Origin of the sequence: Rhizobacter sp. Root1238, assembly GCF_001425825.1 — a bacterium.
Taxonomy (GTDB): domain Bacteria; phylum Pseudomonadota; class Gammaproteobacteria; order Burkholderiales; family Burkholderiaceae_C; genus Rhizobacter.
This window is the reverse complement of sequence record NZ_LMDM01000049.1, coordinates 119,601-133,806: the sequence shown is the minus strand read 5'-3', so window position 1 is coordinate 133,806 and position 14,206 is coordinate 119,601. Positions and strand designations below refer to the sequence as shown.

The window sequence follows — 14,206 nt, the reverse complement described above, 5'->3', positions numbered from 1 at the left end:
GGTTCGAGCCGTCTTGTCCAGCCTCGGTGAGTCACTGTTGCGTTGGCCTCATCGATGGGGTGAACTGTAGACATTGCGCTTGAATCAATAAACAGCACGTGCTTCAATGCCCCATTGTCAAAACAGAAACAATGAGGGCGAAAGAATGGACCGGCTGCATTCAATGCGGGTGTTTTCCCGGGTGATTGAAGAGGGAAGCTTCGCGTCGGCGGCACGCCGGCTGAACCTGTCGCCGGCCGTCGTCACGCGGCTCGTCGCCGACCTCGAAGAGCACCTCGGCGCCCGGCTGATCAACCGCACGACGCGCCGCCTCGCGCTCACCGACACCGGCGAGCTCTACCTCGAACGGGTGCAGCAGATCCTGACCGAGGTCGAAGAAGCCGAGGCGCTCGCGAGTGCCGCCACGTCCGAGCCGCGGGGCCACCTGCGCGTGCTGGCGCCGCCGGCCTTCGCGGTGCACCAGATCGCCAAGCACCTGCCGAAGTTCCGCACGCTGTTCCCGAAGGTCACGATCGAGCTGTCGTGCCCCGGCCCGGTGGAGGCGGTCGACGAGAACTTCGACGTCAGCATCCTGTCGGTCGGCGACCGCCCGCTCGACGGCGATTTCGTCGCGCGGCGGCTGGCGCGCTCCGAGGTCATCACCTGCGCATCGCCCGACTACCTGAACCGCCGCGGCCGCCCGGTGCACCCGTCGGAGCTGGCCGGCCACGAGGCGATGGTGCCGACCTTCCTGCGCGAGCTGACCTTCCACGAAGGCGTCTGGGGCGACGACGAGCCGTCCGGCGAGTCGTACACGCTGACGCCCGGACGCCCTGCGCTCGGCACGACGCACATCGACACGATGTACGCCGCGGCACTGGCCGGCATGGGCATTGCCGGGCTGCCGTCGTTCGTCGTCGAGGATGCGCTGATGGAGCACGCGCTCGAACGCGTGCTGCCGCGCTGGCACCTGCTGACCACCACGCTGTATGCCGCGATGCCGACGCGCAAGCACGTGCCGGCGCGCACGCGGGCGTTCATCGATTTCCTGCTGGAGACCTTCGGCGGCGCCGACGCCGACCCGTGGCTGGCGGCCGCGGGTTGCGAGACGAGGTGATCCGGGTTACCTGAAGACGTCCTGGCGCGTCTCGCCGACGAGGCGCTCCAGCAGCCGCGCCAGCGCGCCCAGCCCGTTGTAGCGGCTCGCGGTGCGGTGCGCATAGCGCCACACCCGCGGCAGGTGCGGCAGGTAGGCGTCCTTGCCGTCGCGGTGGTACAGCCGCGCGAAGATGCCGAGCACCTTCAGGTGGCGTTGCAGGCTCATCCACTCGAAATCGCGCCAGAACTCGCCGAAGTCCGCGTGCACCGGCAGGCCGGCCTTGCGGGCGCGTTCCCAGTGGCGCACCGCGAGGTCGATCTGCACGTCTTCCTCGAGCTCGACGTAGGCGTCGCGCAGCAGGCTGGCCAGGTCGTAGGTGATCGGGCCCCAGACGGCGTCCTGGAAGTCGAGGATGCCGGGGTTGGTGGCCGCACCCGCCACCGGGCAGACCATCAGGTTGCGCGAGTGGTAGTCGCGGTGCACCAGCACCATCGGCTGCGCCAGGTTGTTCTGCACGATGCGCTCGACGCAGTCGGCCCACTGGCCCTGCTCGTCGGCCGTCAGCGTCTGGCCGGCGTGCTTCACGTACCAGTCGGGGAACAGCTGCATCTCGCGCATCAGCAGCGTGCGGTCGTACGCGGGCAGCTGCGATGCCGCCTCGATGCCCTGCAGGCGCACCAGCGCCTGGCTGGCGTCGGCGTACAGCGCCGGCGCGCTGTGGTCGTCGAGCTGCGACAGGTAGGTGTGGTCGCCCAGGTCTGACAGCAGCATGAAGCCGTCGTCGGCATGCCAGTCGAGCACCTCCGGCGCGTTCAGGCCGGCGGCGCGCAGCAACGCGGCGACCTTCACGAACGGCCGGCAATCCTCTTTCTCGGGCGGCGCATCCATCACGATGCGCGTGCCCACCTCGGTGTCGACCCGCAGGTAGCGGCGGAAGCTCGCATCGGTGCTGGCTGGCCGCGCACCGCTCGCGTGGATGCCCCGGCCCGCCAATTGCCTGAGCCAGCTTTCGAAGGCGATGCGGCGGCTGTCGTCGGGCCAGGTGAGCTGGGGCGCGGTCGATTCGGGGACCAGATCAGGAGTCGGGGGCATGTGGGGATACTGCTCGTGGATAATCGATTCTACAAATCGCCCTGGGCGCGCCGCCTGTCGTCGTGCCGGTGCCGCGGCGCCGAGCCGTCCCTCCGCCCTTGATGCCCTCGCTCCCTTGCTGCCGCCGTTCCCACTTCGACTCTGCGTCTGCGCGATCCGCCTGAGCCTCGCGGCCTCGGCCGCGGGCTGGCTGTCGACCGGGTGGGCGCAGGCGGTGCTGCCGCCTGCCTCGCCGGCTTCGGCGGCTTCAGCAGCCTCCGCGGCGTCGGCCGTCGCGGCGGCCCCGGCCGCATCCGCCGCGTCCGCGCCCGACAACACGATGGTGCTCGAAGCCGACGAGGTCCGCGCCCGCCCCGACCAGGACGTCATCGCCGAGGGCAACGCCCGGTTCCAGCGCGGCCCGATGCAGATCAGCGCCGACCGCATGACCTACGAGCAGGCAAGCGACCTGGCCCATGCCACCGGCAAGGTGCGCGTGACCCGCGACGGCAACGTCTACAGCGGCCCCGAACTGCAGCTGAAGGTCGAACGCTTCGAAGGCTTCTTCCTGCGGCCGACCTACTTCTTCTCGCGCACCCAGGCCGGCGGCAGCGCCGAGCGGCTCGACTTCCTCGGCGACCAGTTGACGGTCGCCACCGGCGCCACCTACACCAGCTGCCGCGTCGACGACACCGACGGCAGCACGCCGGCGTGGATCCTGTCGACCGACCGCGTGAAGCTCGACTTCGCGAACAACGAAGGCATCGCGCAGGGCGCGGTACTGCGCTTCTACGGCGTGCCGATCCTCGCGGCGCCGGTACTGAGCTTCCCGCTGAGCGACGACCGCAAGTCCGGCTGGCTGCCGCCGAGCATCGACCTCGACAACAAGAGCGGCTTGCAGGTGGCCGTGCCGTACTACTGGAACATCGCGCCGAACCGCGATGCGACCTTGACGCCGGCCATCATCTCCAAGCGCGGCGCGGCGCTCGACACCGAGTTCCGCTACCTCGAGCCGGGCCACGAAGGCCGCGTCGACCTGAACCTGCTGCCCAACGACCGGCAGGCCGGCATCACCCGCAGCGCGTTCAACCTGGAACAGGAAGGCGTGCTGCTCGGCAACACGCGCTACAGCACCAACGTCATGCGCGTCAGCGACGACGACTACTGGAAAGACCTGCCGCGCGGCATCAACAGCCTGACACCGCGCCTGCTGCTCGGCGATGCGCGGGTGGCCAGCGATTTCGGCCTGTGGACGACCTACGCGCGCGTCGAGCGCTGGCAGGTGCTGCAGGACGCCGACAGCCCGCTGGCGACGCCCTACGACCGGCTGCCGCAGGTCGGCGTGCGCACCTGGCAGCCGCTGATCGGCGGCCTCGAGTTCGGCATGGAGGCCGAGGCGAACCGCTTCGTCAACCCGAATGGCCACCGGGTCGGCATCGCGCCCGACGACACGGTGGCGAACCCGCGGCCGGTCGGCTCGCGGCTGCACGTGCTGGGCTCGCTCGCCTGGCCGTTCGGCACGCCGGGCTGGACGCTGACGCCGAAGGTGCTGGTGAACGCCGCCAGCTACCGGCTCGATGCCCCGATGGCCGACGGACGCGACCGCTTCCACCGCGTGATCCCGACCTTCAGCCTCGACAGCGCGTGGGTGCTGGAGCGCGACACGCAGCTGTTCGGCCGCCCGGCGCGCCAGACCATGGAGCCGCGCCTGTTCTACACGAAGACGCCGTACCGCGAGCAGAACGAGCTGCCGAACTTCGACTCGGCCGAGAAGGACTTCAACTTCGATTCGATCTACACCGAGAACAGCTTCTCGGGCATCGACCGGGTGTCGGATGCGCACCAGCTGACCGCCGGCGTCACCACGCGCATGCTCGACTCGGGCGACGGCTCCGAGCTGCTGCGCCTGGGGCTGGCGCAGCGCTACCTGTTCGAGGACCAGCGCATCACGCCGGACAAGCAGCCGATCTCGCAGAGCGTGTCCGACCTGCTGCTGACGGGCTCATCGGGCCTGCTGAAGCACTGGCGCTTCGACGCCGCCGTGCAGTACAGCCCCGAGCAGCACCAGACGGTGCGTTCGATCCTCGGCGTGCGCTATGCGCCGGGCCCGTACCGCACGATCAACACCAACTACCGCTTCAACCGCAACGACAGCGTCACCGGGCTGCCGAGCGAGCAGTTCGAGGTGGGTTGGCAATGGCCGCTGTACGGCCGCCCCGGCCAGAGCAGCGACCGCGGCGGGCGCTGCACCGGCGCGTGGTACAGCGTCGGGCGCATGAGCTACAACGTGTCCGAGCGGCGGCTCACCGATTCGGTGGTGGGTTTCGAGTACGACGCCGGCTGCTGGATCGGCCGCGTGATCGCCAAGCGGCTGTCGACCAGCCAGCAGGAAGCGACCACGCAGCTCGGCTTCGAGCTGGAGCTGATCGGCCTGTCGCGCCTAGGGACCAACCCGCTGAAGGTCTTGAAGGACAATATCCCCGGTTACCGCCTGCTGCGCGACGATTCTGTCGCGCCCGCTGCGAGCCCCACGACACCATGATTGCATTCCAACGCCTTGCTTCCCGCGCGCTGATGTCGCTGCTGTCCGCGACCGTCGCGACGCCGGCCGTGCAGGCCCAGACCGCCGCGCCCGCTGCGGCCGCCTCTGCACCCGCACCCGCACCCGCACCCGCACCCGCACCCTCGCCGTCGTCGCGCTCGCGCACGCTGACCGCCGACTACATCGTCGCGATCGTCAACCAGGAGCTCGTCACCGCCGGCGAGGTGCAGCAACGCATCGACCGCCTGCGCGAGGAGGCCCAGCGCAGCCAGGCCAAGCTGCCGCCGGACGACGAACTGCGCCACCAGGTGGTCGAGGCGCTGATCGACGAGCGCGTGCAGATCACCAACGCCCGCGACGTGGGCCAGCGCGTCGACGACGTCGAACTCGAACGCGCGGTGGCCAACGTCGCGGCGCAGAACCAGCTGACGCCGGCCCAGCTGCGCGAGCGGCTCAAGAAGGAAGGCATCGACTACGTGCGCTTCCGCAACAACGTGCGCGACCAGTTGCAGGTCGAGCGGGTGCGCGAACGCGAGGTGCAGGGCCGCATCAAGATCACCGACGCCGAGATCGACGCGGTGCTCGACAAGCAGCGCGCCGCGGCCGGTAGCGCGACCGAATACAACATCGCGCAGATCCTGGTCACGGTGCCCGAGAACGCGAGCGAAAGCCTGATCGCCGAGCGCCGCACCAAGGCCGAGGCGGCGCTGAACCGGGTTCGCAGCAGCGCCCCGTTCGACGTGGTCGCGAAAGAAGTTTCGGAAGACGGCAACAAGGCGCGCGGCGGCGAGATCGGCATGCGCCCGGCCGACCGGCTGCCCGACATCTTCGTCGAGGCGGTGCGCGGCCTGAAGCCGGGCGAGATCGCACCGACGCTGCTGCGCTCCGGTGCGGGCTTCCACGTGATGAAGCTGATCGACAAGCGTGAAGGCGCCGCCTTCTCGGTCACGCAGACGCGGGCCCGCCACATCCTGCTGCGCCCGTCGGCGCAGCTGTCGCAGGAGGCCGCGGTGCGGCGCCTGCAGGAGATGAAGCGGCAGATCCAGAGCGGCTCGCGCAATTTCGACCAGCTGGCGCGCGACAACTCCGAAGACGGCAGCGCGGCGCAGGGCGGCGACCTCGGCTGGGTGTCGCCGGGCGGCTTCGTGCCGGAGTTCGAGGAGGCGATGAATGCGCTGCCGATCAACGGGCTGTCGGAGCCGGTGGTCTCGCGCTTCGGCGTGCACCTGATCCAGGTGATCGAGCGGCGCAAGACCTCGCTCGACCTGCGCCAGCAGCGCGAGCAGGCCCGCAACATCCTGCGCGAGCAGAAGTTCGAGGAGGCCTACACCGAATGGGCGCGCGACCTGCGCGCGCGGGCCTACATCGAGATGCGCGAGGCACCGCAGTGAAGGTAGCGCCCCCGGCCGAGCGCCGGGCCGCTCCCAAGCCGGCCGGCATCCCCTCGGGGGATCGATGAACGTACTCGTTCATCGAGGGGTTCCATGAAACACATCCCCCGCAAGCGCTTCGGGCAGCATTTCCTGTCCGATGGCGCGGTGATCGGCGCCATCGTCGACGCGATCGATCCGCGGCCGGGCCAGGCGCTGGTCGAGATCGGGCCGGGCCTCGGCGCGATGACCGATCCACTGGTCGCGCGCAGCGAGCGCCTGACGGTGATCGAGCTCGACCGCGACCTGGCGGCGCGGCTGCGCAAGCGCGCCGAGCTGAACGTCGTCGAGTCCGATGTGCTGAAGGTCGATTTCGCCGCACTGGCCGCCCAGGCCGGCCAGAAGCTGCGGGTCGTCGGCAACCTGCCGTACAACATCTCGACGCCCATCCTGTTCCACCTGCTCGATGCCGTCGACCAGGTGCAGGACCAGCATTTCATGCTGCAGAAGGAGGTCGTCGACCGCATGGCGGCATCGCCCGGCAACAAGGACTACGGCCGGCTGACCGTGATGCTGCAGTGGCGCTACGACATCGAGTCGGTGCTCGACGTGCCGCCCGAATCGTTCGACCCGCCGCCCCGGGTCGATTCAGCGGTGGTGCGCATGCAGCCGCTGCCCGACGCCGCCAGCGTGCCGCAGGCGCTGCTCGGCGAACTGGTGACGGTGGCGTTCTCGCAGCGCCGCAAGCTGCTGCGGCACACGCTGGGCCGCTGGCTCGACGAACGCGGCTTCGGCGGAAGCTTCGACGTGCAGCGCCGCGCCGAGGAGGTGCCAGTCGCGGACTACCTGGCGCTGGTCCGGGCGGTCGGGCCGCGCTAGATCAGAAGCGGTAGCGAAGCGACAGCGTCGTCATGTTGGCGCCGCGCGTTTCATCGAAGATGTATTTCAGCTGCGATTCATACGATTCGACCTCCAGCAACGCCGACAGCCGCGGCTGCAGGTACCACTCGACACCGATCCCCAGCGTGGGTTCGGTGCCCTTCTCGTCCTGCTCGCGGGTGTCGAAACCGAAGAACGACTCGCTGCGGGCCGTGCGCCGGTAGTAGGCCCCGATGCGTCCGAGCAGCGCGACGTGGTCGCCGAGGTGGATCGCGCCGACCAGCGCGATGGCCGGGCCGGTTCGCCAGTCGGAGCCGAGCGACACGGCGCCCGCCTCCAGCCGCAGCGAGCGGCGGAACTGGTAGCCCACCATCAGCTTGCCGCCGTGCCCGATCAGGGTCTCGTGGCCGTCCTGTCCGTTCGACACACGGTATCGGCTCACACCGACGCCGCCGGACACGTACCAGCCGGAGGCCGACACGGCCACCGGCAGCGGCCCGATTGCCGCGTCATTCTCTTGTGCGCCTGCTGCAGCGGCAATGCCGAGCGTCAATGCCGTCGCGAGCCACGCTCGCGCACCACGACCGAATGCCATCGTTGTCCTCCCTCTTGTTGTGTGCGGCGCATTGTGTCGTCCCCGATGCCGAAGGCAAGCTCAATGTTGACGATGAACGCGCAAGAAAAAGCCCGCCGAAGCGGGCTGGTGCCACGAGCTCGATCGATCAGCTCAGGCAGCGTTCAACCACATCGAGGTGTCGAACGCGCTGCTCATCATCGGCATGTTCATTCCGAAGTTCGCGTTGGCCGCGCTCTTCGCCGCCGGCTTGGCGGGCTTGTTCTCTGCAATCTGGGCCGTTTCCGTCGCCCGCTCCCATGACCCTTGTTCCTGGGAGCGGGCTACTGAAAAGAATAGAAGCACCTGAACGGTATCTTTCGCTCCGCCCAGAAATCGGCGGCATCGCGGAAGACGTCGAGCAGCTGCTCGCGGGCCTCGCGGTCGAAACGCGGGTTGTCGGGCAGCTGCTCCAGCACCACGACGAAGCCGGGCTGCGTGCCCGACTTGTGCACCAGGTCGGTCATGCAGTCGTACAGCGCGTCGAGGTTCTTGCCGAAATGCGACGGGAACAGGAAGGACTCGGCAATGCTGTCCAGCACGTCCTGCTTGGACTGGGCGTTGGTCAGGTTCGCATAGAGGAAGTGCTGGCCCACGCCTTGCGCGGCTTCCTGCAAATCCTCGACGCGGTAGGCGCGTATCGACTGGACGATGTTTGGACGGACGGTCTGCAAGAGCATGGTCTCGTTCCTCCTTGGTTCAAAAGAATCCATCAGCTGACCTTCACTTCACGATGCGGCGAAAACTCGCGTAGTGGTCGTCGGTGTAGTAACACGCCTGCGGTGTCGTGACCTGATAGCCACCGCAGACGATGCGCTTGGCAGCGCGGTTCCTGGCCCCCGGGGTCGGCACGGTGTACTCGCGGTAGTAGCCGCGGCGCTGTGCCGGTAGCTGGCGCTCGCGGTTGCCGAACACACTGCCATCCTTCGGATACGGAAACGGGCCCCCGGTTCGAATCAGCCGCTCTGTCGCCTGGGCTTCGGCCGGCAGCGCCGCCAGGGACACCGTGGCCAACTCGTCGGCGGCCGGCGGTGCTTCTTTTGCAGGCACTGACACCACGCTGGCCGCCATGACCGCCACCACGATCGCCGCGCGGCCCCAGCGGGCCCGGCCATCGAACTGACTTGCAAAACCGGCCAGCATACCGGAGAGAGACACGGGTTATCCCTGAATTCGGAAACCAGGATGGTACCGAATCAACCCGCAAAGCTCAAGCCGCTGCCTCAATTTGGGGCAGGGTGAGCTGAAAATCAGTGAATGCTCGCATTCGTCCAGGGCCATATGAGTCGGCACATCCGGACGGACTTTGTGGCCTCAACCAGCGCTGGCGGATCGATGACAAGGGCGTCACATGCCCGTGCAGGACCCCCGGGCATTTTTGGCACACGCACCAAGCTGTGCTTGGTGCGCGGCCGGCGCCCGTTTTTGTCAGATCGCGCCGCTCAGCGGGCCGCGTTCGCGTCGGCGACCGTCAGCGCGGTCATGTTGACGATGCGGCGCACGGTGGCCGACGGCGTCAGGATGTGCACCGGCTTGGCCGCGCCCAGCAGCACCGGACCGATCGCGATGCCGCCGCCGGCGGCCGTCTTCAGCAGGTTGTAGCTGATGTTGGCGGCGTCGATGTTCGGCAGCACCAGCAAGTTGGCCTCACCGGACAGCGTGCTCGTCGGCATCAGCTCGGCGCGGTAGCCGGGATCGAGCGCGGCGTCGCCGTGCATCTCGCCGTCGACCTCCAGCCACGGCGCCTGCTCGTGCAGCAGCGCGAGCGCCTCGCGCATCTTGATCGCCGACGGCTGGTTGCTCGAGCCGAAGTTGCTGTGCGACAGCAGCGCCGCCTTCGGGCGCAGGCCGAAGCGCTTCATCTCCTCGGCCGCCATCACGGTGATCTCGGCCAGCTGGGCCGCGGTCGGGTCGTAGTTGACGTGCGTGTCGACCAGCATCACCTGCCGGTTCGGCAGGATCAGCCCGTTCATGCAGGCATAGGTCTTGGTGCCCTTGCGCAGGCCGATCACCTGGTCGATGTACTGCAGGTGCATCGCGGTGTTGCCCCAGGTGCCGCACAGCATGCCGTCGACTTCGCCCTTGTGCAGCAGCATCGCGCCGATCAGCGTCAGGCGGCGGCGCATCTCGATCTTCGCGAGCTGCGCGGTCACGCCCTTGCGCGCCATCATGCGGTGGTAGGTCTGCCAGTAGTCGCGGTAGCGCTCGTCGTGCTCGGTGTTGACCAGGTCGTAGTCGTTGCCGGCCTTCAGGCGCAGCCCGAACTTCTCGATGCGCTGCGCGATGACCTCGGGCCGGCCGATCAGCGTCGGTCGCGCCAGGTTCTCGTCGACCACCACCTGCACCGCGCGCAGCACGCGCTCTTCTTCACCTTCGGCGAAGACCACGCGCTTGTGCTGGGCGCACTTCGCAAGCGTGAAGATCGGCTTCATCGTCGTGCCGGAGGCGTAGACGAAGCTCTGCAGCTTCTCGCGGTAGGCGTCCATGTCCTTGACCGGGCGCGTCGCGACACCGGAGTCGGCCGCGGCCTGGGCCACCGCCGGCGCGATCTTCATCATCAGTCGCGGATCGAACGGCTTCGGGATCAGGTACTCGGGGCCGAAGCTCAGCGTCGCGCCGGCATAGGCCGCGGCCACCACCTCGCTCTGCTCGGCCTGGGCCAGCTCGGCGATCGCGTGCACCGCGGCGATCTCCATCTCGATCGTGATCGTGGTCGCGCCGCTGTCGAGCGCGCCGCGGAAGATGTACGGGAAGCACAGGACGTTGTTGACCTGGTTCGGGTAGTCGGTGCGGCCGGTCGCGATGATCGCGTCGGCGCGCACTTCCTTGACCTCTTCCGGAAGGATCTCCGGTGTCGGGTTCGCCAGCGCCAGGATGATCGGCTTGGCCGCCATCGACGCCACCATCTCCTTCTTCAGCACGCCACCGGCCGACAGGCCGAGGAAGATGTCGGCGCCTTCCATCACCTGGGCCAGCTTGCGGTGCGAGGTCTTCTGCGCGAACTGGATCTTGTCCTCGTCCATCAGCTCGGTGCGGCCTTCGTAGACCACGCCGGCCAGGTCGGTGACCCAGATGTTCTCGCGCGGCACGCCCAGCTTGACCAGCAGCCCCAGGCAGGCGAGCGCCGCGGCGCCGGCGCCGGAGGTCACGAGCTTGACCTTGTCGATGTCCTTGCCGACCACCTTCAGCGCGTTCAGCACGGCCGCACCGACGGTGATCGCGGTGCCGTGCTGGTCGTCGTGGAACACCGGGATGTGCATGCGCTCGCGCAGCTTGCGCTCGACGTAGAAGCAGTCCGGGGCCTTGATGTCCTCGAGGTTGATGCCGCCGAAGGTCGGCTCGAGTGCGGCGATGATGTCGACCAGCTTGTCCAGGTCGCGCTCGGCGAGCTCGATGTCGAACACGTCGATGCCGGCGAACTTCTTGAACAGCACGCCCTTGCCTTCCATCACCGGCTTCGACGCCAGCGGCCCGATGTCGCCGAGCCCGAGCACCGCGGTGCCGTTGGTGACGACGGCCACCAGGTTGCCGCGCGCGGTGTAGCGGAACGCGTTGGCCGGGTCGGCGACGATCTCTTCGCAGGCGGCGGCCACGCCGGGCGAGTACGCCAGGGCCAGGTCGCGCTGGTTGATCAACTGCTTGGTCGCGGCGATCGCGATCTTGCCGGGCACCGGAAACTCGTGGTACTCCAGAGCCGCTCGGCGCAGTTCGGCATGCTTGTTGTCTGTTGGGGCCATGGCGTGATCTCGTGGGTCCTCGAAGGGGAAAGCATTGTAGGAGGGCGCGAACCCCGCAGTGTTGCGCAGCGCGCCACCGGCCCCCATGCGCGAAACTGCGTACCTCCACGGCCGGCCCATTCGCAATACTGCAGGGTGGTCCCCGCGCCCCGAGTGATGCTTTCGCCCCTGCTCCCACCGCCTGCCGCCCCCGAATCCCTGCCGCCGCGGCGCTGGCGGCGCGCGCTGCCGTGGGCGACGCTGGTGGCGCTGCTGCTGGTTGCCCAGTCGCTGCTGGTGTGGCTGACGCTCGGCTACGAGAGCAGCCGGGCGCAGGAGCAGGTCGACGCCACCGCCACCGCGGCGGCGGGCGACATCAAGCAGGCGCTCGGCCGCGACCTGCAGAGCCTGCAAGCGCTGCTGTGGAACAACCCATCGATCCCGCTGTGGCAGCAGGATGCGGCCGCGCTGCTGCGCGCGCACCGCGAGCTGCTGCGCATCGAGCGCCGCGATGCGCAGCTGGAGATCACCGAGTCGGTCGACTCGCCGCTGCACGGCTCGGCCTTCACGCAGATCCACCGCGACGACATCGACCTCGAGACCGAGCTCGCGTGCACCACCGCGCGCCGCCAGGGCAGCCCGTCGTACTCGCGCAGCTACTTCGTGCCGCTGCCGGGCGGGCTGGGCCTGGAGGTGATGGACGTCTGCATCCCGATCGCCGGCAGCGGGCAGAACCTCGGCTTCATGGCCGCCACCTTCGCGCTCGGCCGGCTGCTGGACGAAACGGTGGGCAGCGAGGTGAAGCGGGTGCACGAGCTGTCGTTCATCGAAGGCGACGGCACGCGGCTCGCGCGTGCGGGCCTGCCGCGCGGCGCGGGCGCCTTCATCGCCGAGCGGCTGGTCGACCTGCCGGGCCTGAGCCTGCAGCTGCGGGTCGACAGCAGCGCCGGCCGCCCGCGGCTGATCCCCAACCTCAGCACCGCGCTGGTGCTCGGGCTGTCGCTCGCGCTCGGCGGCGTGGTGGTGCTGCTGGCGCGCGACGTGCGCAAGCGCGCCGGCGCCGAGGCGGCGCTCGCCGAGGCGCTGAGCTTCCGCAAGGCGATGGAGGATTCGCTGGTCACCGGGCTGCGCGCGCGCGACCCGCACGGCCGCATCACCTACGTGAACCCGGCCTTCTGCGAGATGGTGGGCTTCAGCGCGACCGAGCTGGTCGGGCAGACGACGCCGCCGTACTGGCCGCCGGAACTCACGTCGGAATACACCAAGCGCCAGCAGGTGCGGCTGGCCGGCACGGTGCCGCCGCGCGAGGGCTACGAGACGGTGTTCATGCGGCGCAACGGCGAGCGCTTCGCGGTGATGATCTTCGAGGCGCCGCTGGTCGACGGGGCCGGCCGCCACACCGGCTGGATGAGCGCGGCGCTCGACGTCAGCGCGCAGCGCAAGATCGAGGAGGTGTCGCGCCAGCAGCAGGAGCGGCTGCAGGCGACGGCGCGGCTGGCCACCGTCGGCGAGATGGCCTCGCTGCTGAGCCACGAGCTGAACCAGCCGCTGGCGGCGATCGCGAGCTACGCCGCCGGTTCGCTGAACCTGATGAACGACACCGACGGCGATGGCGCCGAGACGCTGGCGCTGCTGCGCCAGGCCTCGCAGCGCATTGCCGAGCAGGCCGAGCGGGCCGGCCGCGTGATCAAGAGCGTGCACGACTTCGTGCGCCGGCGCGAGCAGGCGCGCGAGCCGGTGCGCGCCGACCTGCTGATCGACGCGGTGCTGCCGCTGGTGCGGCTGCAGGCGCGCAAGAGCGGCACGCGCATCGAGCTCGACCTGCCGAAGCCGATGCCGCGCGTGGTCTGCGACCGCACGATGCTCGAGCAGGTGCTGCTGAACCTGACGCGCAATGCGATCCAGGCGATGGAGTCGCACACCCCGGCGGCCGAGCGCGAACTGACCATCCGCGTGCGCCCGGTGGATGCCCGCTGGGTCGCGTTCGGCATCGTCGACCGCGGCACCGGTGTCGCCGACGAGGTCGCGCCGCGGCTGTTCACGCCGTTCTTCACGACCCGGCCCGAAGGCATGGGGCTCGGGCTGAGCCTGTGCCGCACGGTGATCGAGCAGCACGGCGGCCTGCTGGTGTTCGAGAACCGCTTCGATGCCGCGCGGCGCGTGATCGGCGCAGAATTCAGGTTCACGCTGCCCGCCGACAGCAAGAACACGAGCCCATGAACAGCAGTCCCTCCCACGGCGGCACGCCGGCCGCACCCGCCCACCTTGGCCTGCCGATGGTCTACCTGGTCGACGACGAGGACGTCGTGCGCGAGGCGCTGGCCTGGCTGCTGCGCTCGCGCCGGCTGCTGTCCGAAGGCTTCGCGAGCGCCGAGGCCTTCGAGGCCATGCTCGCGCCGCGCCTGGCCGCCGCCACCGCCGCCGGCTGGCCGACGTCGCCGAGCTGCCTGGTGCTGGACGTTCGCATGCCGGTCACCAGCGGCCTCGCGCTGTTCGAGCGACTGGCCGAGCGCGGCCTGCTGCAGGCGCTGCCGGTGATCTTCCTGACTGGCCACGGCGACGTGCCGACCGCGGTGGCCGCCGTCAAGCGCGGCGCGTTCGATTTCGTCGAGAAGCCGTTCTCCGACAACGCGCTGGTCGACCGCGTGGAGCAGGCGCTCGCGCAGAGCACGCAGGCCATCCTGCGCCGGCGCGACCGCGTCACGCTGCAGCAGCACCTGGCCGAACTCACCGAGCGCGAGCGCGAGGTGATGGAGCGGGTGATCGACGGCCGGCCCAACAAGCTGATCGCCGACGAGCTGAACATCAGCGTGCGCACGGTCGAGGTGCACCGCGCGCGGGTGTTCGAGAAGATGGACGTGAAGTCGGCGGTGGAACTGGCCAACCGGATGCGCGACTGAAGCGCGGACGCGCCACGCCCAGTCGCTCGCCGCGGCG

General features: G+C 69.2%; 11 protein-coding genes. 6 read left to right on the top strand and 5 right to left on the bottom strand.

All coding sequences use genetic code 11. From position 1 onward, the window contains the following. Positions 1-145 precede the first annotated feature (145 nt). Positions 146-1,096 carry a LysR family transcriptional regulator gene (locus ASC98_RS27735; protein ID WP_056813480.1) on the top strand — a complete coding sequence of 317 codons (951 nt, stop codon included), beginning with the start codon at positions 146-148 and terminating at the stop codon, positions 1,094-1,096. A gap of 6 nt (positions 1,097-1,102) precedes the next feature. Here the strand turns inward: ASC98_RS27735 and ASC98_RS27730 are convergent, their stop codons facing one another. Further along, positions 1,103-2,170, bottom strand: a complete 1,068-nt coding sequence (locus ASC98_RS27730) for an aminoglycoside phosphotransferase family protein (protein WP_082541898.1) — start codon at positions 2,168-2,170, stop codon at positions 1,103-1,105. 115 nt (positions 2,171-2,285) lie between these two features. On the opposite strand from ASC98_RS27730, the gene ASC98_RS27725 reads away from it, so the two are divergent. The 3 genes from ASC98_RS27725 to rsmA all read left to right on the top strand — a co-directional run bounded on the left by ASC98_RS27725 (position 2,286) and on the right by rsmA (position 6,940). After that, the gene (locus ASC98_RS27725; protein ID WP_235581417.1) at positions 2,286-4,691 is read left to right on the top strand and encodes an LPS-assembly protein LptD; all 2,406 of its coding nucleotides are present in this window, start codon (positions 2,286-2,288) and stop codon (positions 4,689-4,691) included. Next, entirely contained in the window at positions 4,688-6,082 is a 1,395-nt protein-coding gene (locus tag ASC98_RS27720) for a peptidylprolyl isomerase (RefSeq protein WP_235581416.1), read from the top strand. Before ASC98_RS27725 ends, ASC98_RS27720 begins: the two co-directional genes overlap by 4 nt. 93 nt (positions 6,083-6,175) lie before the next feature. Continuing rightward, positions 6,176-6,940, top strand: a complete 765-nt coding sequence (gene rsmA, locus ASC98_RS27715) for a 16S rRNA (adenine(1518)-N(6)/adenine(1519)-N(6))-dimethyltransferase RsmA (RefSeq protein ID WP_056813474.1) — start codon at positions 6,176-6,178, stop codon at positions 6,938-6,940. A 1-nt stretch (position 6,941) separates the two neighbouring features. On the opposite strand, the gene ASC98_RS27710 is transcribed toward rsmA, so the two are convergent. From ASC98_RS27710 to ASC98_RS27695, 4 genes are all read right to left on the bottom strand, one after another. Then, positions 6,942-7,535, bottom strand: a complete 594-nt coding sequence (locus ASC98_RS27710) for an outer membrane beta-barrel protein (RefSeq protein WP_082541896.1) — start codon at positions 7,533-7,535, stop codon at positions 6,942-6,944. 302 nt (positions 7,536-7,837) lie between these two features. Then, positions 7,838-8,233, bottom strand: a complete 396-nt coding sequence (locus ASC98_RS27705; RefSeq protein WP_056813467.1) for a barstar family protein — start codon at positions 8,231-8,233, stop codon at positions 7,838-7,840. A 43-nt stretch (positions 8,234-8,276) separates the two neighbouring features. Continuing rightward, on the bottom strand, positions 8,277-8,624 hold the full coding sequence (locus tag ASC98_RS27700; RefSeq protein WP_157597931.1) for a ribonuclease domain-containing protein: 348 nt from the start codon (positions 8,622-8,624) through the stop codon (positions 8,277-8,279). Between the two features lie 371 nt (positions 8,625-8,995). After that, entirely contained in the window at positions 8,996-11,290 is a 2,295-nt protein-coding gene (locus tag ASC98_RS27695; RefSeq protein WP_056813462.1) for an NADP-dependent malic enzyme, read from the bottom strand. A 156-nt stretch (positions 11,291-11,446) separates the two neighbouring features. Here ASC98_RS27695 and ASC98_RS27690 point away from each other — a divergent pair, with 156 nt between their 5' ends. Together ASC98_RS27690 and ASC98_RS27685 are read left to right on the top strand one after the other, a co-directional pair. Further along, a complete protein-coding gene (locus ASC98_RS27690; RefSeq protein ID WP_157597923.1) occupies positions 11,447-13,489 on the top strand; it encodes a PAS domain S-box protein in 2,043 nt (680 codons plus the stop codon). Positions 13,490-13,545: 56 nt separating this feature from the next. Further along, positions 13,546-14,169: a response regulator transcription factor gene (locus tag ASC98_RS27685; protein ID WP_056813801.1), complete on the top strand. Its 624-nt coding sequence runs from the start codon at positions 13,546-13,548 to the stop codon at positions 14,167-14,169. The last annotated feature ends 37 nt before the right edge of the window (positions 14,170-14,206 follow it).

Excerpts from the sequence above, each read along its gene's own strand:
- ASC98_RS27690 (WP_157597923.1), top strand. The coding sequence starts at position 11,447 with ATGCTTTCGCCCCTGCTCCCACCGCCTGCCGCCCCCGAATCCCTGCCG.
- ASC98_RS27710 (WP_082541896.1), bottom strand. The coding sequence starts at position 7,535 with ATGGCATTCGGTCGTGGTGCGCGAGCGTGGCTCGCGACGGCATTGACG.
- ASC98_RS27685 (WP_056813801.1), top strand. The coding sequence starts at position 13,546 with ATGGTCTACCTGGTCGACGACGAGGACGTCGTGCGCGAGGCGCTGGCC.
- ASC98_RS27730 (WP_082541898.1), bottom strand. The coding sequence starts at position 2,170 with ATGCCCCCGACTCCTGATCTGGTCCCCGAATCGACCGCGCCCCAGCTC.
- rsmA (WP_056813474.1), top strand. The coding sequence starts at position 6,176 with ATGAAACACATCCCCCGCAAGCGCTTCGGGCAGCATTTCCTGTCCGAT.
- ASC98_RS27700 (WP_157597931.1), bottom strand. The coding sequence starts at position 8,624 with ATGGCGGCCAGCGTGGTGTCAGTGCCTGCAAAAGAAGCACCGCCGGCC.
- ASC98_RS27735 (WP_056813480.1), top strand. The coding sequence starts at position 146 with ATGGACCGGCTGCATTCAATGCGGGTGTTTTCCCGGGTGATTGAAGAG.
- ASC98_RS27720 (WP_235581416.1), top strand. The coding sequence starts at position 4,688 with ATGATTGCATTCCAACGCCTTGCTTCCCGCGCGCTGATGTCGCTGCTG.
- ASC98_RS27705 (WP_056813467.1), bottom strand. The coding sequence starts at position 8,233 with ATGCTCTTGCAGACCGTCCGTCCAAACATCGTCCAGTCGATACGCGCC.
- ASC98_RS27695 (WP_056813462.1), bottom strand. The coding sequence starts at position 11,290 with ATGGCCCCAACAGACAACAAGCATGCCGAACTGCGCCGAGCGGCTCTG.